At 39.1% G+C, this 18,233-nt stretch carries 16 protein-coding genes and 1 tRNA gene; 8 read left to right on the top strand and 9 right to left on the bottom strand.

Annotation, left to right across the window (positions count from 1 at the left end; translation table 11 throughout):
• Nucleotides 1-188: 188 nt before the first annotated feature.
• Both H4J76_RS04440 and H4J76_RS04445 read left to right on the top strand, forming a co-directional pair.
• Complete coding sequence (locus H4J76_RS04440; RefSeq protein ID WP_182221804.1) at nucleotides 189-878, top strand: hypothetical protein; 690 nt, start codon at nucleotides 189-191, stop codon at nucleotides 876-878.
• 78 nt (nucleotides 879-956) lie between these two features.
• A complete protein-coding gene (locus H4J76_RS04445; RefSeq protein WP_182230178.1) occupies nucleotides 957-1,571 on the top strand; it encodes a hypothetical protein in 615 nt (204 codons plus the stop codon).
• A gap of 256 nt (nucleotides 1,572-1,827) precedes the next feature.
• On the opposite strand, the gene ppiC is transcribed toward H4J76_RS04445, so the two are convergent.
• Nucleotides 1,828-2,106: a peptidylprolyl isomerase PpiC gene (gene ppiC, locus H4J76_RS04450; RefSeq protein ID WP_070375841.1), complete on the bottom strand. Its 279-nt coding sequence runs from the start codon at nucleotides 2,104-2,106 to the stop codon at nucleotides 1,828-1,830.
• Between the two features lie 125 nt (nucleotides 2,107-2,231).
• Nucleotides 2,232-2,316: transfer RNA gene (locus tag H4J76_RS04455), tRNA-Leu, on the bottom strand.
• Between the two features lie 443 nt (nucleotides 2,317-2,759).
• On the opposite strand from H4J76_RS04455, the gene H4J76_RS04460 reads away from it, so the two are divergent.
• Nucleotides 2,760-3,521 (top strand): ice-binding family protein, encoded by a 762-nt coding sequence (locus tag H4J76_RS04460; protein ID WP_182218267.1) that lies wholly within the window; start codon nucleotides 2,760-2,762, stop codon nucleotides 3,519-3,521.
• 186 nt (nucleotides 3,522-3,707) lie between these two features.
• Nucleotides 3,708-4,208 carry an RDD family protein gene (locus H4J76_RS04465; protein ID WP_182218268.1) on the top strand — a complete coding sequence of 167 codons (501 nt, stop codon included), beginning with the start codon at nucleotides 3,708-3,710 and terminating at the stop codon, nucleotides 4,206-4,208.
• A gap of 100 nt (nucleotides 4,209-4,308) precedes the next feature.
• On the opposite strand, the gene lptG is transcribed toward H4J76_RS04465, so the two are convergent.
• Together lptG and lptF are read right to left on the bottom strand one after the other, a co-directional pair.
• Entirely contained in the window at nucleotides 4,309-5,376 is a 1,068-nt protein-coding gene (gene lptG, locus H4J76_RS04470) for an LPS export ABC transporter permease LptG (protein ID WP_220465994.1), read from the bottom strand.
• Nucleotides 5,376-6,521 (bottom strand): LPS export ABC transporter permease LptF, encoded by a 1,146-nt coding sequence (lptF, locus tag H4J76_RS04475; RefSeq protein ID WP_182230179.1) that lies wholly within the window; start codon nucleotides 6,519-6,521, stop codon nucleotides 5,376-5,378. Before lptF ends, lptG begins: the two co-directional genes overlap by 1 nt.
• A 241-nt stretch (nucleotides 6,522-6,762) precedes the next feature.
• On the opposite strand from lptF, the gene pepA reads away from it, so the two are divergent.
• From pepA to H4J76_RS04495, 4 genes are all read left to right on the top strand, one after another.
• Complete coding sequence (pepA, locus tag H4J76_RS04480) at nucleotides 6,763-8,271, top strand: leucyl aminopeptidase (protein ID WP_182218272.1); 1,509 nt, start codon at nucleotides 6,763-6,765, stop codon at nucleotides 8,269-8,271.
• Between the two features lie 37 nt (nucleotides 8,272-8,308).
• Nucleotides 8,309-8,779, top strand: coding sequence for a DNA polymerase III subunit chi (locus H4J76_RS04485; protein WP_182172566.1), 471 nt, complete (start codon nucleotides 8,309-8,311; stop codon nucleotides 8,777-8,779).
• Nucleotides 8,780-8,800: 21 nt separating this feature from the next.
• Nucleotides 8,801-11,683, top strand: coding sequence for a valine--tRNA ligase (locus tag H4J76_RS04490; RefSeq protein ID WP_182230180.1), 2,883 nt, complete (start codon nucleotides 8,801-8,803; stop codon nucleotides 11,681-11,683).
• Nucleotides 11,684-12,056: 373 nt separating this feature from the next.
• Entirely contained in the window at nucleotides 12,057-12,266 is a 210-nt protein-coding gene (locus H4J76_RS04495) for a cold-shock protein (protein WP_070375833.1), read from the top strand.
• A 424-nt stretch (nucleotides 12,267-12,690) separates the two neighbouring features.
• Here H4J76_RS04495 and hemH read toward each other — a convergent pair whose 3' ends face one another.
• The 5 genes from hemH to H4J76_RS04520 all read right to left on the bottom strand — a co-directional run bounded on the left by hemH (nucleotide 12,691) and on the right by H4J76_RS04520 (nucleotide 18,171).
• The gene (gene hemH / locus H4J76_RS04500) at nucleotides 12,691-13,719 is read right to left on the bottom strand and encodes a ferrochelatase (protein ID WP_182218280.1); all 1,029 of its coding nucleotides are present in this window, start codon (nucleotides 13,717-13,719) and stop codon (nucleotides 12,691-12,693) included.
• A gap of 122 nt (nucleotides 13,720-13,841) precedes the next feature.
• Complete coding sequence (gene ccmI, locus H4J76_RS04505; protein WP_182230181.1) at nucleotides 13,842-15,107, bottom strand: c-type cytochrome biogenesis protein CcmI; 1,266 nt, start codon at nucleotides 15,105-15,107, stop codon at nucleotides 13,842-13,844.
• A 9-nt stretch (nucleotides 15,108-15,116) separates the two neighbouring features.
• A complete protein-coding gene (locus H4J76_RS04510) occupies nucleotides 15,117-15,590 on the bottom strand; it encodes a cytochrome c-type biogenesis protein CcmH (RefSeq protein ID WP_404842434.1) in 474 nt (157 codons plus the stop codon).
• A complete protein-coding gene (locus tag H4J76_RS04515; RefSeq protein WP_182221798.1) occupies nucleotides 15,590-16,156 on the bottom strand; it encodes a DsbE family thiol:disulfide interchange protein in 567 nt (188 codons plus the stop codon). Before H4J76_RS04515 ends, H4J76_RS04510 begins: the two co-directional genes overlap by 1 nt.
• Complete coding sequence (locus H4J76_RS04520) at nucleotides 16,156-18,171, bottom strand: heme lyase CcmF/NrfE family subunit (protein ID WP_182218292.1); 2,016 nt, start codon at nucleotides 18,169-18,171, stop codon at nucleotides 16,156-16,158. Before H4J76_RS04520 ends, H4J76_RS04515 begins: the two co-directional genes overlap by 1 nt.
• Nucleotides 18,172-18,233: the final 62 nt, after the last annotated feature.

Below are 18,233 nucleotides of genomic sequence, written 5' to 3' on the forward strand. Positions count from 1 at the left end.
TATATGTAGATATATTTTTTATTAATTTTCGATATTCACCCATCTTATATCCCAAGTTTATTTTTTAATCAAGCTGAATAAAAAATACGCTTATCATCACTCAATTTAGTTAAAATTTTTATCCCGTTAAAATTCAATAATAAAAGTACGTTATAATAAATATTTGTTATACAACTTAGGATCAAACCTTGAACAAATTTGCAGCCATAATTTTTGTTTTATTATTATCGTGTGGTGCTGCGCTATGGTTTTTAGCCAGTGACTCTTTAAATTTTCATATTAAAAATCAACTTCAAAATATTGGTTCGCAACTAAGCCAACAAAAAGTAACGGTTGAAAACGTAACAATCCATGGGTATCAGGGAACAGGAACCATTAGCAATTTTGTGTTGGCCCCGTCACAGTTATCAAATATTTCGACCGATGAAAAATCAACACTAAGTATTGCCGCCATTCATTTAGTGGTTGATCGTGATAGCTTAAAAGAAGATATTATTCTTATCGAGAGTATTACCATCGATGGTTTAAGTGCTTCAATTTATTACAGCGAAGATGGTGACAGCTTTAAACAACTACTATTAACCGTGCAAAAAAATATAGATCAATTCACCCTCAAAGACAGTAGTGTCAAAAATCAGCAACAAGTTACAACGACGCCACGTTTATTAAAGGTGGCTAAAATAACAGTAAATTCGCCAGTACTTAATTTAATAGGCCATAAAAACGCACCAATAATCACTAAAAAATTACCTCGTTTTGAATTAGAAATTGTTGATAAAGAAACCGGTAGCACTGGTGAAACCATAGGTATTGAGTTATTTGAAAAATTACTGAGCGCATTAAATAACCAAGCAACTATGCTTACAAAAACATTGTAAAGCTTGAAATAGTCTAATAACCCAGCTAATAATAGCTTTACTCTTTTATGTTTTTATCCGTATTGAAAAGGTCATAAAATGCGAACGTCATTAAAGTCAGCAAATCTCATTTGCATCCTACTTATTAATTCAGTTTTATTGTTATTACCTTTTACAAGTCATGCTCGAGATATAGAAATAACTCCCTTTATCGGGCAAATGTTCAGTTCTGATCTAATTAATAGCCAAAACGGCACAGACCTGGTTGTCACTGATGATAAAAATTATGGATTAGCAATCGCTTGGCAAGATTCACCTAATGGCCAAGGACAAATATTACTTAACACTGTTAGCCATGATTTTATCAGTAGTTCAGATCAACAAGAGCACTCCTTCGATATTACCTACTTGCATTTCAGTGGAGTTACTCAGCTTAAACAGCAAAATTATGTGACGACCATCTCGCTAGGTATCGGTGCCACTTATTTTGAAACTGACAGTAAAAACGAAATCTACCCCTCCCTCACTATGGCTTTTGGCACGCGCTACGAACTATCAAAAAATGTCGCTCTTGTTACAGAGCTTCGAGGTTATGCAAGTTATATAGAAGAGGATAATCAGTTATTTTGTCAAGAAAGCATCTGCCACGCTTTGCTAGAAGATGGTCTGTGGCTTGATGGGGGTATTTCGGTTGGTTTAGCTATTAAATTTTAGTCATCATTGATAAACCATTTTATTATCAAGGTCATTACTTACTTATTACCGATAGTAAAGATAGAGTAAACCTGCTGTTTTAATCAAAACAGCTATCATTGTTAGACCTAGCTGATGTTGCAAACAAAATTTCCATAAATAGCTTCATCTAATGAAAAGCAGGGCTTTAAATGTGATAACAGCCGTCGGGCTTGAACAAAAATTTCTTTGGCAGCGATTTTGAAAAGAAGTGGTATTAAAAATCACTCGTTGTAAATTAAGTCCGGTAAAGCACTTTAATTACATGCCAACCAAATTTAGTTTTAACAAGATGGGGCTCTAATATTGCACCGCTAAAAGCCACTTTATCAAACTGAGGTACCATTTGACCTCGTTTAAACTCGCCTAAATCGCCCCCTTTTTTACCCGATGGACATGACGAATGTTTTTTAGCTAATGTTTGAAACTTAGCTCCTTTAGCTAGCTGCTTAATAATATCTTCTGCAATTTCTTTATGTTTAACCAAGATGTGAAGTGCATGCGCTGTTGCTGCCATATTGAAACCTTTTTAATACTGTCTAATAAACACGCATATTATAGCGGATCATGACTAATCTATTTGAATATTATCTTTCGGAAAACAAAAAGCCCCGACTCTTTCGAATCAGGGCTTTCATATAATGGTACCGCAGGACGGACTTGAACCGTCACTTCTTTCGAAACCGGATTTTGAATCCGGCGTGTCTACCAATTCCACCACTGCGGCTTAAATATTTTTCGTAGTAACTACCAAAAATTTAAACTGTTTATCAATAACGCCACTGCGTTAATGAATCTGTTCGGCATTATACGAAAATAACTTTATTAAGCAATAGTTTTTATCAATCGTTGGTGTGTATGTTTATTATTTGGTCGATTTGGAGGGATTTGAAAGTTTAGAGCATTAAACACCGACTTAATTAATGCTTAGGTGACGGTTCCCCTCCAACAATGCGATTATGTATAGCTCGCAACACTCAAGAAAAACCTTGCCTTCATCGGCTATTGTATCGAAATTTAAATAATTTTAATCAAAATACACGGGGCAATATATAAACAAGTCATTTGATGCCAATCTAAAATCATTCTTGTGTGATATAACATAACTATGGAAAAAGCTTAGTAACAATTTACTTACTGTAAATTGACAATTCCATATGGAGAAATATTATGAAAACCTTAATAAACAATTCTAAAAAAGTACTTATCCCCTTAATTATGGGAAGTATTTTTGCTGGAAATGTTATGGCCGCAGGCCCCTATGCGGTTGAACTTGGCGAAGCAGGTACTTTCACCATATTGAGTAAATCTGGAATTACTGATGTTTATCCGTCTGCTGTTACCGGTAATGTCGGCACTAGCCCAATTACAGGCGCTGCGCTTTTACTCAACTGTGATGAAGTAACCGGCGCTATGTATACGGTTGACTCTGCTGGTCCACTGCCCTGCTCAATAAATTCACCTTACCTTTTAGGATTAGCAGTCAGTGATATGGGCATTGCCTACAATGATGCTGCAGGCAGAGTTCCTGCTGATCATACCGAACTTGGTGCGGGTGAAATTGGTGGCCTAACACTAGCACCTGGCGTTTATAAATGGTCTTCAGACGTCAATATCAGTACAGATGTTACTTTTAATGGCACTATGGATGATGTTTGGATCATGCAAATATCAGGTAATTTAAATCAGGCAAATGCCAAGCGCGTTACTTTAACGGGTGGCGCTTTAGCCAAAAATATTTTCTGGCAAGTCGCAGGTTATACCGCACTAGGCACTTATGCATCCTTTGAAGGCATCGTGCTCAGTAAAACCTTGATTTCTGTTAATACTGGAACCACTGTTAACGGGAGACTATTGGCACAAACTGCTGTTACATTGCAAAAAAACACGATTAACGCGCCAACTGAGCAATATGAAGAAGCTCCTCAATAACAACGTAGTGACTACAGTCAAATAGCGTTAACGACATATAAAAGGTAGCAAACTTCAATGCTACTATCATTTTTGTATGTCGTTTTTTAATACTATTTTAGCGATAAAAAACACAAATAATCATCTCTCTTATACTTTAGCTATTGTGTTTGATAAACTGTTAAAAATTTATTATTCACGTGACTTATGACTTTCATTTCATCTCAACATTTCCCCCGTGCCGGTTTTCGCCGCCGCTTAGCTTCTTGGGTATATGATCTTTTAATTGCCATTGCGGTATATATGACTGCTGGCGCAATGTCATTTCTATTGATGTACTTAGGTTTTCACTTTGGCTTATTCGGCTTACAGGGGTACGAACACTTTTCTGATGCTATTGCCAATACGGCTTGGTTAAAGTGGCCAAATGAGTTTTGGAAGCTTGCTTGGGTGTCGTTTTTCTTTATTTGGTTTTGGTCTAAAACCGGTCAAACCTTAGGGATGAAAGCGTGGCGTTTACGTGTGCAAAACCAAGATGGTACTTTGATCAATAAGGTTACTGGCCTAAAAAGATTACTGCCTACGCTATTAGGTTTAGGTAACTTTACGGTGATTTTTGATCGTAAAAACAAATTAAGCTTACAAGACAGGTTAACGGATACAGAAGTGGTGGTTTTAACGTTAGACGCTAACCGCGGTCGTTTGTAGAGTACTCCTGCTAATACGGGGCAATAAAAGTGAGGCATGATAAATGTGATTATCATGCCGACTAATCACATTTATCGACTAAAAGGCGCGCAAGTAAAAGTTAACTGGGCCGTTTATTCATTAGATATAACGCTAATGATACAAAGATAAAGCTGGGCATTAACGCGCCAAAAGCCGCAGGCAACTGATACACTAAGCTTAACGACCCTAACACTTCGTTTGTAATAAAGAACAAGATTCCTGTTGCTACTCCCATCATAATTCTTGCCCCCATCGATACTGAACGCAAAGGTCCAAAAACAAAAGACAAGGCAAGTAACAGCATAACCGCAACGGTTAGTGGTTGAACGATTTTACGCCAAAAAGCTAAAACGTAACGACTTGAGTCTTGGTTGTTTTCTTCCAAATAACTTAAGTATTCAGATAAGCCCCGTAATGATAAAGCTTCGGGAGTAACCATAACGACGCCAAGTTTTTCAGGCGTCAAACTCGATGTCCACATTTTTACCTGCGATGACTCGGTAACCATTTTGTTTTCACTTAAATGGGTATCGACAACATCACGTAACTGCCAAGCATCTTTTTGATAAATAGCACTATCTGCAGATAACCAACTTGATAGTTTTAATGATTTATCAAAGCGGTATATTTGTACATCGTTTAATTTCCCTTTATCTTCTACTTCACCAATATGAACAAAATAATCGCCGTCTTTCGCCCAAGTTCCATCAGCGGATGAAATTAAGCTTCCGCCTGATATCGCCTGTGCTTTAAGCTGTCTTGCGGCTAATTCACCAACCGGCGCTAACCATTCTCCGACCGCCATACTGATAAAAACGAGAATAGTCGCTGACTTCATCACTGATTTTATAATGTCTACCCGCGACAAACCTGCCGCTTGCATAACCACAAGCTCACTGTTTGTTGCCAGCATGCCCATACCGATTAAACCACCAATTAGTGCTGACATCGGGAAAAACATTTCAATATCGGGTGGGATTTTATAAAGCACAAATAAAGCAGCATGCGCAATATCATAGTTACCCTTGCCCACGGTTTTCATTTCTTCAACAAACTTAATGATACCACTTAGGCTGACAAAAACTGATAACGTTAATAGCGTTGTAGATGCAATAATTCGACCAATGTACATGTCTAATATACGCATTATGATGATGTTCCTTTGTGGGTGAAATTGCGAAATAATAGCGGAAGCTTAGCTTTGATTTTCATCCCAAAACTGCGATCTTTTATAAGCAGACTTACGCCTAACACAAGCACAAATAAGTGTACTGGCCATAAACCTAAATTTTTAGGTATTGTGCCCGACTCAACGCCAGAGCGCACCGCTGTCAGCATCAAGAAATAACCTAAAAACAGCAATAACGCCGGTAACATTTTAGCAAATTTACCTTGCCTAGGATTAACAACACTTAAAGGTACGGCAATTAATGTCATGATCAAACACGCAATAGGAAAAGCAATGCGCCAATGACTTTCCGCACTAAAAGCAGCGGTATCTTCCTCAAACAAATCTTGGGTGGGAATAGCCCTTAATTTTCTATTTTTGTGCGCCACTTTTTGATCTTGTATTTGGATATAATACTTATCAAAAAAGACTTCTTTGAATTCTTTACTCTTAGTATCGTTTTGATAACGTGTACCGTCACTCAAGACTAAACGCTGTGAGCCACTTTCTTCCTCAATCACTTGTCCGGTTTGTGCATAAACTAAACTGGCATTAATAATACTTTTATCCGTGGCTTTTTTATCAGGAAGTTGCGCAACAAACACTTTTTCAAAGGTGTTGTCATTACGGTTTTTATCGTGAATAAAAATGACGGCTTTTTCATTACCTGTCGTTTGAAAACGACCAGCAATAAGCGAACTTAACCCCGAGTCTGCGGCTAATTGTTCTTTAACTTGATACTCATATTCCGAGGCCATAGGTGATAGGTACAGCGTAAAAATTCCGGTAAATATCGCTGTCACAAAACTTAAAATCAGTGTAACCCGCACTACGTACCATTCACTGACACCACAAGCATGCAATACTGTCATTTCGCTATCGGCATAAATACGCCCGTAAGCCAATAAAACCCCGAGAAATAAACTTAAGGGTAAAATCATTCCCGCTAAGTCAGGTATCTTTAAACCAATAAAGACCATAACCAAGTGTCCGGGGATCCCTCCTTCGGCAGCATCGTCAAGAATACGAACAAATTTATTACTAATAAAAATGGTCATCAGCACTAAGAAAACCGCTAATTGAGTTTTAGCGACTTCTTTAAGTAAATAACGAAAGATAATCATAAGAATTCCCTATAAAAACATCGTTTTTTTCTGACATCTGCTCTATTTTTAAGTAAACTTGTCGTTTTCATAAGTAATATTAATTTTTGCTCTGAGGGGAATTCGCTTGCACCAAGCTATAATTATAGCCTGTAGCTGAATACTTTTAAAAGTAAGCATAACGATTATTTATAGATTTAAACAAGTTTACTCGTAAATTTCATTTAAAAACAGCTTGTTTTTGTACGAATTAGGAGAGCTCATGGAGTTCAACGTAAAAAGTGGTAGTCCCGAAAAGCAACGTAGCGCCTGTATTGTCGTTGGCGTTTTTGAACCTCGCCGTCTTTCAGCGATTGCTGAACAACTTGACGAAATTAGTGAAGGCTATATCAGTAACTTATTGCGTCGCGGTGATTTAGAAGGTAAATCAGGGCAAATGTTACTGCTTCATCACGTGCCTAATATCTTAAGCGAACGTGTTTTGTTGGTCGGTTGTGGTAAAGAACGTGAACTTGATGAACGTCAATACCGACAAATTATCAGTAAAACTATTAGTACGTTAAATGAAACGGGCTCGATGGAAGCTGTGTGCTTTTTATCAGAACTTCATGTTAAAGGTCGCGATACCTATTGGAAGGTACGCCAAGCCGTTGAAGCGACTCAAGACTGTTTATACAGCTTTGACGGATTAAAAACGCGTAAAGTTGAAGCACGCCGACCTCTACGTAAAATGGTTTTTAATGTACCAACACGTCGAGAGTTACCGATGGGCGAACGCGCTATTTCTCATGCGCTTGCTGTCTCTGAAGGTATAACAACCTGTAAAAATGTGGCTAATATGCCGCCAAATATCTGTAACCCGGCATATTTAGCTGAACAAGCTAAAATTTTAGAGCACGATTACGACAATATCAGCACCGAAATAGTTGGCGAGAAAGAAATGGAAGAATTGGGTATGAATTCATACCTTGCCGTTGGCCGAGCTTCACGTAATGAATCAATTATGAGTATTATTAAATATAATGGTGCTGGTGATGATGTTAATCCGATAGTTTTAGTTGGTAAAGGTGTGACTTTTGATGCCGGTGGTATTTCTTTAAAGCCTGGCGAAGCCATGGATGAAATGAAATATGACATGGGTGGCGCAGCGGGTGTTTTAGGTGCTATGCACGCCCTAGCAGAATTACAGTTGCCGATTAACGTTATTGGTGTTTTAGCCGGTTGTGAAAATATGCCCGGTGGCGATGCTTATCGCCCTGGTGATATTTTAACGACGATGTCAGGACAAACAGTTGAAGTATTAAATACCGATGCAGAAGGTCGCTTGGTTTTATGTGACGCGCTGACGTATGTTGAACGCTTTGATCCTGAACTTGTTATCGATGTAGCAACCCTTACCGGTGCCTGTGTGGTTGCCTTAGGTAAACATGCATCAGGCCTGTTGAGTACGCACAACCCATTAGCACATGAGTTGTTGAATGCCTCTGAACAAAGTGGTGACCGCGCATGGCGTTTACCGTTATGGGAAGAATATCAAGAACAATTAGAAAGCCCATTTGCTGACTTTACCAATTTAGGTGGCAAAGGCGCAGGTACTATTACGGCTGCCTGCTTCTTAGCGCGTTTCACTAAAAAGTACCACTGGGCACATCTTGATATTGCTGGTACGGCCTGGCGCAGCGGTGGCAAAGATAAAGGCTCTACTGGTCGTCCGGTAAGCTTATTGACTCAATTTTTATTGAATCGTGCTGGCGCAGAGCAAAGCGAATAACTCTAGACTAAAAAGAAATAAAAGGAACAACGCAAACATGCAAACACAAGTAATGTTTTATTTGCTTGAAGAAGATGCAAAGCATGAAGCGGTGGCTGAACAGTCACATGCTCATGCTTGTTTGCAGGCTGCTAATTTTTATCGCCAAAATCAGCGGGTGTTTATTTACTGCGCTGATCAGCAAACAGCTCACCAGTTAGATGAACTGCTTTGGGCCTTTGAACCTGACAGTTTTGTTCCTCACAATTTACCGGGCGAAGGCCCTAAAAATGGCGCTGCCGTTGAAATTAGTTGGCAACCACCCACTAACCGACGCGCTATTTTAATAAATTTAACCAGCACAGTGCCTCACTTTGCTAATCAGTTTTCACACATTATTGACTTTGTACCCAGTGATGAAACCCTCAAACAACAAGCTCGAGAGCGCTATAAAGGCTATCGTCAATGGGGATTTCAAGTGGATAATCAAACCGCGCCACAACCGTCACAGTCAATTAATGCACTTTAATCAAGTTAAGTAGTCATCCCCATGGAAAAAACATTCAATCCTTCAGAAATCGAACAGTCTCTTTATCAAAGTTGGGAAGAGCAAGGTTATTTTAGCCCAACAGGTGAAGGAGATGGCTATAGCATCGCTATACCACCACCAAACGTTACCGGTAGTTTGCATATGGGACACGCGTTCCAACAAACTATTATGGATACCTTAATTCGTTATCAACGTATGCAAGGTAAAAATACTTTATGGCAAACCGGAATGGACCATGCGGGTATTGCCACACAAATGGTGGTAGAACGTAAAATTTCTGCCGAAGAAGATAAAACTCGTCACGATTACGGTCGTGAAGCTTTTATTGATAAAGTATGGGAATGGAAAGACGAGTCTGGAGGCACGATTGGCAAGCAAATGCGCCGTTTGGGTAACTCTATTGATTGGTCTCGCGAACGTTTTACTATGGATGATGGCATGTCTGAAGCGGTGCAAGAAGTTTTTGTTCGCTTATTTGAAGACGACTTAATTTATCGTGGTAAACGCTTAGTTAACTGGGATCCAAAATTCCATACCGCTATTTCTGATTTAGAAGTTGAGAACAAAGATAAAAAAGGTCACATGTGGTACTTACGCTATCCTTTGGCTGATGGCGTTAAAACCGCTGAAGGTAAAGACTACTTAGTGGTAGCGACAACTCGACCAGAAACTGTTTTAGGTGATACCGGTGTCGCGGTAAACCCTAAAGATGACCGTTATAAAGATCTGATCGGCAAACATATTTTATTACCTTTAGTTAATCGTTTAATCCCTATTGTTGGTGATGACCATGCTGATATGACCAAAGGTTCAGGTTGTGTGAAAATCACACCTGCACATGACTTTAACGATAATGAAGTCGGTAAACGTCATAATTTGCCATTAATCAATATTTTAGATAAAAATGCTGCTATTTTAGCAAGCGCTGAAGTTTATAAAAATAACGGCGAGCATTCTGATGCCTACAGCACTGAATTACCAAGTGAATTTGCAGGAATGGACCGTTTTGTTGCTCGCAAAGCCATTGTCGCTAAATTTGATGAGTTAGGTTTACTTGTTGAAGTAAAAGATCATGATTTGGTCGCGCCCTATGGTGATCGCTCAGGCGTGATTATTGAACCCTTATTAACCGACCAATGGTATGTTCGCACCGCACCTTTAGTGGGCCCTGCCGTTGACGCGGTAGCAACGGGTCAAATTGAATTTGTGCCTAAACAGTATGAAAATATGTACAACGCTTGGATGCGTGACATTCAAGACTGGTGTATTTCTCGTCAGCTTTGGTGGGGACATAGAATTCCAGCCTGGTACGATGAAGATGGTGGTGTTTATGTCGGTAGAACCGAAGCTGAAGTGCGTGCTAAATACACGTTAGCGGCAGATTTTGTTTTAAAGCAAGACGATGATGTACTCGACACTTGGTTTTCATCAGCATTATGGACGTTTTCTACCTTAGGCTGGCCAAGCAATATGGAAGATCTTAAAAAATTCCATTCAACTGATGTGCTTGTCACCGGCTTTGACATTATTTTCTTCTGGGTTGCCCGCATGATCATGATGACCATGCATTTCATTAAAGATGAAAATGGCCAACCACAAGTACCGTTCAAAAAAGTCTATGTTACCGGTCTTATTCGCGATGAAAATGGCGATAAGATGAGTAAATCAAAAGGCAACGTTGTCGATCCTCTTGATATGATTGATGGCATTGCCCTTGATGAGTTATTAGAAAAACGCACCGGCAACATGATGCAGCCAAAATTGGCGGCAAAAATAGCTAAGCTAACCAAGAAAGAATACCCAGCAGGTATTGAAGCTCATGGTACTGACGCATTACGCTTTACCTTAACCTCAGTTGCATCAACAGGCCGTGACATTACCTGGGACATGAAACGCTTAGACGGTTACCGTAATTTCTGTAATAAATTATGGAATGCGAGTCGTTACGTGTTAATGAATACCGAAGAGCAAGACTGCGGTAAAGTCGTTAATGGTCAACAAGGTGAAATGGAGTTTTCATTAGCTGACCGTTGGATATTAGGTCAATTCCAGCAAACCGTAAAAACTGTCCATGAATCTTTTGAAGCCTTTCGTTTCGATTTAGCTTCACAAGCACTATACGAGTTCACCTGGAACCAATTTTGTGATTGGTACTTAGAGTTAACAAAACCAGTATTGTTTAAAGGTAGCGAAGCACAGCAACGTGGTACTCGTCATACCTTAGTGACTGTGCTCGAAAGCTTATTACGCTTGATGCATCCTATTATGCCATTTATCACTGAAACAATTTGGCAACGTGTTGTGCCATTAAGTAACTTTGTTGCTGATAACAAAGGTAATGAAAACGCCAGTATTATGGTCCAGCGCTTTCCACAGTTTGATGCAAGCCAATGTGACCAGACGGCTATTGGTGATTTAGAGTGGGTTAAACAGTTTATTGTTGCTATACGTAATATTCGCGGCGAAATGGATATTTCACCCAGTAAAGAATTACCGGTACTACTTAAAAATGTTAATGCTAACGACCAACGTCGCTTAGATGAAAATCAACAGTTTTTAAGTGCCTTAGCTAAACTTGAAAGTATTACGGTATTAACAGACAAGGACAATGCACCCCTGTCTGCTACTGCTGTTGTTGGTGATTTATCAGTATTAATCCCAATGGCGGGATTAATTGATAAAGAAGCTGAGCTAGCCCGTTTAACAAAAGCGGTCGATAAACTAGAGAAAGACGCTGAGAGAACCCGTGGGAAATTAAGCAATGAAAAGTTTGTTGGTAAAGCTCCTGAAGAAGTTATCAACAAAGAAAAGACCAAGTTAGCTGATACCGAATCGGCCTTAGCCAAGCTTGCTGAACAAATAGTACAAATTTCGGCGTTGTAAGCGTTGTTTATCTTATGATTGATAATAATAATGATTCTCAATCATAAATATCTAATAAAGCCAGCATCTTAGCTGGCTTTTTTATGTCATAAAAAAGTCATCAAATCTTAAGATTTTTATAGGATTTCAAGAAAATATTGTGCTAACATACTTTCGCGTTGAGTTTTTGCGTTTCGGGAGAAGGATATTTCAACTATTTACCTTAATTTAACAAGGTCGATTATTGATTAACCTCAGACGCTACTAGTTTGTGTTATTGGAAACCTTTCTCTGTCTGTACTTTTATAGGTAGAGAGCATTTACTCCGTATATTTCATAGTGGATAATCCACTTATTACTATTTTTTAATTAATGACCTACGGGAAATGTTGACATGTCTGATTCAGTAACTGGTAAAGTAAAATTTTTTAACGAATCTAAAGGATTCGGTTTCATCGAGCAAGATAACGGACCTGACGTTTTTGTTCACTTCAGCGCTATCTCTGGTGACGGTTTCCGTACACTAACTGACGGCCAAGCTGTTACTTTTACTATCAAGCAAGGACAAAAAGGTCCTGAAGCTGAAAACGTAATTGCTTCTTAATAACGACTTATTGTAGTTATTAAAGGATCTTAGGATCCGAATAAAAAAAGCGGAACAATGAAAATTGTTGCGCTTTTTTTTATACTAAAATTCAACCCACCACGTTTTTTAAAGAACGCACATACCTTCAAACACCCCGTTGCTATCAAAGCCATTAACAAAGTCATTACTAAAGATCATCAAAAAACGCATCAGTGATTGAACAAGAGTATGTGTTCTTATTGCTATGAGTTTATTTGTACGGCTGGGCCGATGAATCGCGTTTTAAAAGAACTTATTGGCGCAGCCATAGTGTTTGTTAATTAATAAAAAGAAGTGAGCTAATGAAGGGAGGTTTACAATAGTGACACCGTTATTAAATAGCGCAGCGGAAACACCCGTGAAAGGTATCAGCAAGGCTATAAAATACGGTGCCTTATTTTAGTTAGTGAGTTATCTCTGCAGAAATGATATCTACAATCGCATCAATATGCATTTCATCGGTATTTAAAGCTGGAATATAATGATACGTTTCACCACCAGCACCAATAAACATATCTCGGTTTTCGTGCACTAACTCTTCTAAAGTTTCTAAACAATCAGCACTAAATGCTGGGCTAATAATAGCGACATGCTTATTATCAGCAGCAAGATCAACAAGCGTTACATCGGTATAAGGTTGTAACCACTCTGCTTTACCAAAGCGTGACTGAAAGGTCATCACAAAATCATCCTCGGTAAAGGCTAACGCTTCCATTAATAAACGCGTTGTCTTTGCACAACAACAATAATAAGGGTCACCCTGCTCTAAGAAATACTTAGGCATACCATGAAAAGATAATACTAACTTATCCGGCTTACCATGTTCGGCAATATGCTTATTTACACTTTGCGCAAGGGCCGCTATGTATTTAGGGTTGTCATGATAACCACTAATAAAACTTAGGCTTGGGATCCAACGCCACGATTTAATTTTATTAACGACCGCATCGAAAGTAGAACCAACCGTTGGACCTGCATACTGAGGATACAGAGGTAAAGTAATTATCTTACTGACTCCTGCAAGTTGTAATCTGTCTAAAGCATCATCGATTGTAGGCTTACCATAACGCATTGCCAGCTCAACTCTGACATCATCACCATATTTCTCAGTGAGCACTTTAGCGACTTCGTCTTTTTGCTGTTGGCTAATAACTAATAAAGGTGAGCCTGATGGTGTCCAAATACTTTCATAGAGCTTTGCTGATTTTTTAGGTCGAACCCTTAAAATAATGCCATGCAAGATCATTAACCAAATAAGTCGAGGTATTTCAACGACCCGAGGATCAGATAAAAACTCGCCTAAGTAGCGTCTCAAAGCTGATGCAGTAGGCGCTTCAGGTGTGCCAAGATTGGTGAGTAAAACACCAACTTTAGCCGTTTTATTATGTATTTCTTTGGTACGGCCGTGAAAACGTCCACTAAATTTAGGCATGAATTCGATACTCTATTTTTTAAATGACGACAAAAAGACAACGGGTAAGCTTACCCTAACACACCAAACAAGAATCAGTTCATCTGATGTGTTAAAAGGCTCAAACCCATACTATATTTAAATTATGGAACGATATTACTAATGACTAAATTTAATTGCTCTGTAGTCGTTACTGGCACATTATTAAGTTCAGCTTTGAAATCACCTGATTTAATACCAGCGCCGCCTGAAGCAGAAACGACTGCATAAATGTGTACCACATCGACATCACTCAACTTAGCTTGTGGCGTCATTGCACTTGCATCATTAAGTACTATGGTTATGGGCAAATCACTCGCGACTAATTTAACGGCGGCAAGAGGCATACGCCCCCGAGAAGTATCTGCAGATATAGCATAAATGAAAACCGTTTTATCATCACCCACTGACAGCAAGGTTAGTATTTCATCGCTTAATGTAACGTTAACCGTTAGCTTGGGACCAGCAATACTTGGTTCGATTTGACTGTTGGCATCGTCGGTCATATTGGGTTGGGCAATACGCTTTTTCGCTTCATCAATAACTTCAAGCAATGCTTGCTTATTGACATTCTTTTTATCTGAATCAACAACACGTTGCCAATGAGAAATAGCCACTTGATACTTACCAGCAACAAAACTATGCATACCGAGTAATATATTTGTGGAAGGATCACTCGGGTCTATCGCTAAAGCCTGATCAATAAATCCTTGCACCCTTGCATCAATTTTTTGCTCGTTCTTATAGTAAATCGCTTGGGCTTTAGCACCAAACACATCGGCTTGCGGGCCTTCAATACGTAAGACTTGGTCATAAGCTTTTACTGCACTGTCAAATTCACCGACGGTGACTAAAGATTGACCTAAAGCGTACCAAGCATCTGAGTTGTCTGGTTCGGTTTTAGTGACATCCATTAAGCGTTTTAATTCATTAATAGTTTGTTGTTCCGCATTAGCCGATTGCTGCATTGGCTCTTGAGGCGTCATTGTTGTCAATTTTTCATAAGTGCCTATTTCAGCATATAGATAAAAACTAAAAGCTAAAATAAAAACAGACAAGCCAACAGGCCAAGCCATAGCTAATACTTTCGTTTCTTGTGGCGTTTTATCTGCAAGATCTTGATTTTCCATGTCTTGCAATAAAGTATTATCGAGCTCTGTTAGTAAATATTGGTAATTCTCATCATCAATATTATTTTGCTGAAAATCTTTTTCTATCTCAGCTTTATGTTCGTGGTATAAGCGCACATTAGTTTCGTCACGCTGAGTATCATCAATCGAGATGTTGTTTTGGTGTTGTTTAATAAATGGTGCCCACACTACTGCTAAAATCAGCAATAAAAAGACAATAATGATAAAGATTAATTCCATGAGACAGCCTTATTTATGCTTTAGAATTTGATCAAGCTTATTTTTTTGATCATTGCTTAATGGTTGTTGGGCATTTTTAACTGGCTTTCGACGAAGAATAATAACGACGACTATCACACCAATAAATAATAGCCCTGCAGGGCCGTACCATAAAAGATAAGTTAAGCTAGAGACCCTAGGGCGATATAAAACAAACTCACCGTAGCGTGACACCATAAAATCAACAATTTCCATATCAGCCTTACCTTGTTGAAGCATGTCATAAACTTCACGGCGAAGATCTGCGGCAATAGGTGAATTAGAATCAGCCAAATTTTGATTCTGACATTTAGGGCAACGTAATTCTTTATTAAGGGCATTAAAACGAATTTCGGTGACCTTATCTTTAAAGACATAAGTATCAACCGGGCTGGCTAGAACAAATGAACTCAGCAAGGTAACAGTCGTTAAAAATACAGCAACTAACAATTTATTGAACATCATTACTGGCTTCCTTTGCTCGTTGACGAAGCTATAAATTCTGCTTCTATTTGAGTGATAAGTGGCTCAAATTCGTTTTGCCAAACTTGTGGAGTTAATGGACCCGCATAACGTTTGCGAATAATATTACTGTGGTCCACCACAAAAGTTTCTGGTGCTGCGTATACACCTAAATTAACACTTAATTTTCCCTCTTCGTCAAAGGCCGAGAATTGATAAGGATTACCTAGCTGGGTTAACCACTTTGCCGCATCAACACGTTGATCATCATAATTTAAACCATAAATAGTAAAACGATTTGTTTTAGACAATTCGTTCAAGTATTCGTGCTCATAACGACACGATGGACACCAAGTTCCCCAAACATTCACCAGTTTTATACCCGGTTTAAAGTCAGCTGTCGTAACAGTTCGATCAGCGTTTAATACCGAGTGTAAACTGAACTCAGGGAATTTTTTGCCAATCAACGCCGAAGGTAGTTCAGTCGGATTAAGCGATAAACCGCGAAATAAAATAGCCCCTAAAGCAATAAACAATATCAGTGGAATTAAACGAATTAACTTACCCATTACGCATTTCCCTGATTATTTGTTGCTAGTTCATCAGCGCTAGCTGTGTTTATTGACTTTTTATTGGTGGTCTTACTGACTTTTTTACGACGGTAGCGCTTGTCTAATATCGCTAAAAACCCACCAAACGACATAAATATTGCACCCAACCATATCCAACGAACAAAGGGTTTGTAATGAACACGAACTGCCCAAGCATTTCCTTCTAAGGGATCACCTAATGCCACATAAATATCACGGAATAAACCTGGGTCAATACCCGCTTCAGTCATTCCCATGGTCTGTACTAAGTATGTGCGACGTTCAGGTTTCAAAAGCGTAACAAAATCACCATTATTGTACACTTCTATCTGACCTTGTTCGGCACTGTAGTTAGCACCTTTCACTTGCTTAATACCTTTAAAAGCGATTTCATAATCGGTATCAGAAATTTGAACTTTTTCATTAATGTGCATTTTTACGTTAGTTTCACTTTCATAAACAGAGACTATCGTTACACCAACGATAGTGATCGCTATCCCCATGTGAGCACAGGTCATGCCCCACTGGCTTAATGTCAGCTTAGAAAATTTCCCTTTGTCATTACCCGAGTTTATTTGATTCGTTAATTCTTTAAGAACGACCAGAAAAACCCAACAGGCTAAGCCTATACCCATACTAACCAAGGGCACAAATTCACCACCGTATAAAAATGGGAAAGCAAGACCAACAATAACGCTGATCACTAGTGGACTCATCATTTGTTTGCGCAATTCACCTTGCTTAGCTTTTTTCCAGCGAATTAACGGACCAATTCCCATGACAACAAAAAGCAAACTCATGATCGGCACAAACACCGCATTGAAATACGGAGGCCCAACAGAAATTTTTCCTAAGCCCATAGAATCAACCAACAACGGATATAAGGTGCCCAATAAAACAGTAACCGTTGCCACAACTAAGATAATGTTACAAATTAGCAGTGCCGTTTCACGAGAATACAAGGCAAAACGACTAAACGTTTGTACTGTACTTGCTCTAAAGGCATAAAGTGTTAATGAACCACCGACCGCAATCGCCAGTAATAATAAAATAAATAAACCACGACCAGGATCTGCGGCAAATGAATGTACAGAAGTGATAACACCTGAACGTACTAAGAAAGTCCCCAATAGGCTTAAACTAAAGGCAAATATTGCTAATAACACGGTCCAATTCCTGAACGTACCACGTTTTTCAGTCACGGCTAATGAATGAATAAGTGCCGTACCAACCAACCATGGCATAAAGGAAGCATTTTCTACGGGATCCCAAAACCACCATCCGCCCCAGCCAAGTTCGTAGTAGGCCCACCAACTGCCTAAAGCGATACCTAAAGTTAAAAATATCCATGCGGCAACAGTCCAAGGTCTTGCCCATCGAGCCCAAGCAGCATCTAATTTGCCGCACATTAACGCAGCAACAGCAAAAGCAAAAGCAACAGAGAAACCGACGTAACCTAAATAAAGCATCGGCGGGTGAATAATTAAGCCAATGTCTTGCAGTAATGGGTTTAAATCGCGACCTTCTGTGGGGACCATTGGCCATAAGCGTTCAAAGGGGTTAGAAGTTAATAGCGTAAACAGCATAAAGCCAACGGCTACCATACCCAAGACAGCTAATACCCTAGCAATAAAGGCTTCGTCGATGCCTTTACTGAATTTAGCAACAGCGGCAGTCCAAGCGGTTAGTGAGAAAACCCACAACAACAGCGAACCTTCATGCCCCCCCCATACTGCACTTATTTTAAAATAATAAGGTAAATGAGAATTTGAATGACCTGCAATATATTTGACCGAAAAATCGTCAACGACAAAGCTCCAACCGAGAATAATAAGACTAATGGCTGTAAAGGCAAACATGCCAAAGGTTAAGGGTTTAGCATAGCCGACTAATCGCTCTTGATGACTTGCCAATCCTACTAATGGAATAATGCTTAAACATATTGCAAAAGCTAAACCAATTATAAGGGCGAAATGTCCTAACTCAGGGAGCATTACTTCAGGGATCATTACTTTCTCCGATTCAGCGTATTTACTGAATACAAAAATTATCAATT

Origin of the sequence: Colwellia sp. BRX9-1, from assembly GCF_014077195.1 — a bacterium.
Taxonomy (GTDB): domain Bacteria; phylum Pseudomonadota; class Gammaproteobacteria; order Enterobacterales; family Alteromonadaceae; genus Colwellia_A.

Excerpts from the sequence above, each read along its gene's own strand:
- H4J76_RS04445 (WP_182230178.1), top strand. The coding sequence starts at position 957 with ATGCGAACGTCATTAAAGTCAGCAAATCTCATTTGCATCCTACTTATT.
- H4J76_RS04465 (WP_182218268.1), top strand. The coding sequence starts at position 3,708 with ATGACTTTCATTTCATCTCAACATTTCCCCCGTGCCGGTTTTCGCCGC.
- H4J76_RS04520 (WP_182218292.1), bottom strand. The coding sequence starts at position 18,171 with ATGCTCCCTGAGTTAGGACATTTCGCCCTTATAATTGGTTTAGCTTTT.
- ppiC (WP_070375841.1), bottom strand. The coding sequence starts at position 2,106 with ATGGCAGCAACAGCGCATGCACTTCACATCTTGGTTAAACATAAAGAA.
- H4J76_RS04510 (WP_404842434.1), bottom strand. The coding sequence starts at position 15,590 with ATGATGTTCAATAAATTGTTAGTTGCTGTATTTTTAACGACTGTTACC.
- H4J76_RS04490 (WP_182230180.1), top strand. The coding sequence starts at position 8,801 with ATGGAAAAAACATTCAATCCTTCAGAAATCGAACAGTCTCTTTATCAA.
- H4J76_RS04485 (WP_182172566.1), top strand. The coding sequence starts at position 8,309 with ATGCAAACACAAGTAATGTTTTATTTGCTTGAAGAAGATGCAAAGCAT.
- hemH (WP_182218280.1), bottom strand. The coding sequence starts at position 13,719 with ATGCCTAAATTTAGTGGACGTTTTCACGGCCGTACCAAAGAAATACAT.
- ccmI (WP_182230181.1), bottom strand. The coding sequence starts at position 15,107 with ATGGAATTAATCTTTATCATTATTGTCTTTTTATTGCTGATTTTAGCA.
- H4J76_RS04460 (WP_182218267.1), top strand. The coding sequence starts at position 2,760 with ATGAAAACCTTAATAAACAATTCTAAAAAAGTACTTATCCCCTTAATT.
- pepA (WP_182218272.1), top strand. The coding sequence starts at position 6,763 with ATGGAGTTCAACGTAAAAAGTGGTAGTCCCGAAAAGCAACGTAGCGCC.
- lptF (WP_182230179.1), bottom strand. The coding sequence starts at position 6,521 with ATGATTATCTTTCGTTATTTACTTAAAGAAGTCGCTAAAACTCAATTA.
- H4J76_RS04495 (WP_070375833.1), top strand. The coding sequence starts at position 12,057 with ATGTCTGATTCAGTAACTGGTAAAGTAAAATTTTTTAACGAATCTAAA.
- H4J76_RS04515 (WP_182221798.1), bottom strand. The coding sequence starts at position 16,156 with ATGGGTAAGTTAATTCGTTTAATTCCACTGATATTGTTTATTGCTTTA.
- lptG (WP_220465994.1), bottom strand. The coding sequence starts at position 5,376 with ATGCGTATATTAGACATGTACATTGGTCGAATTATTGCATCTACAACG.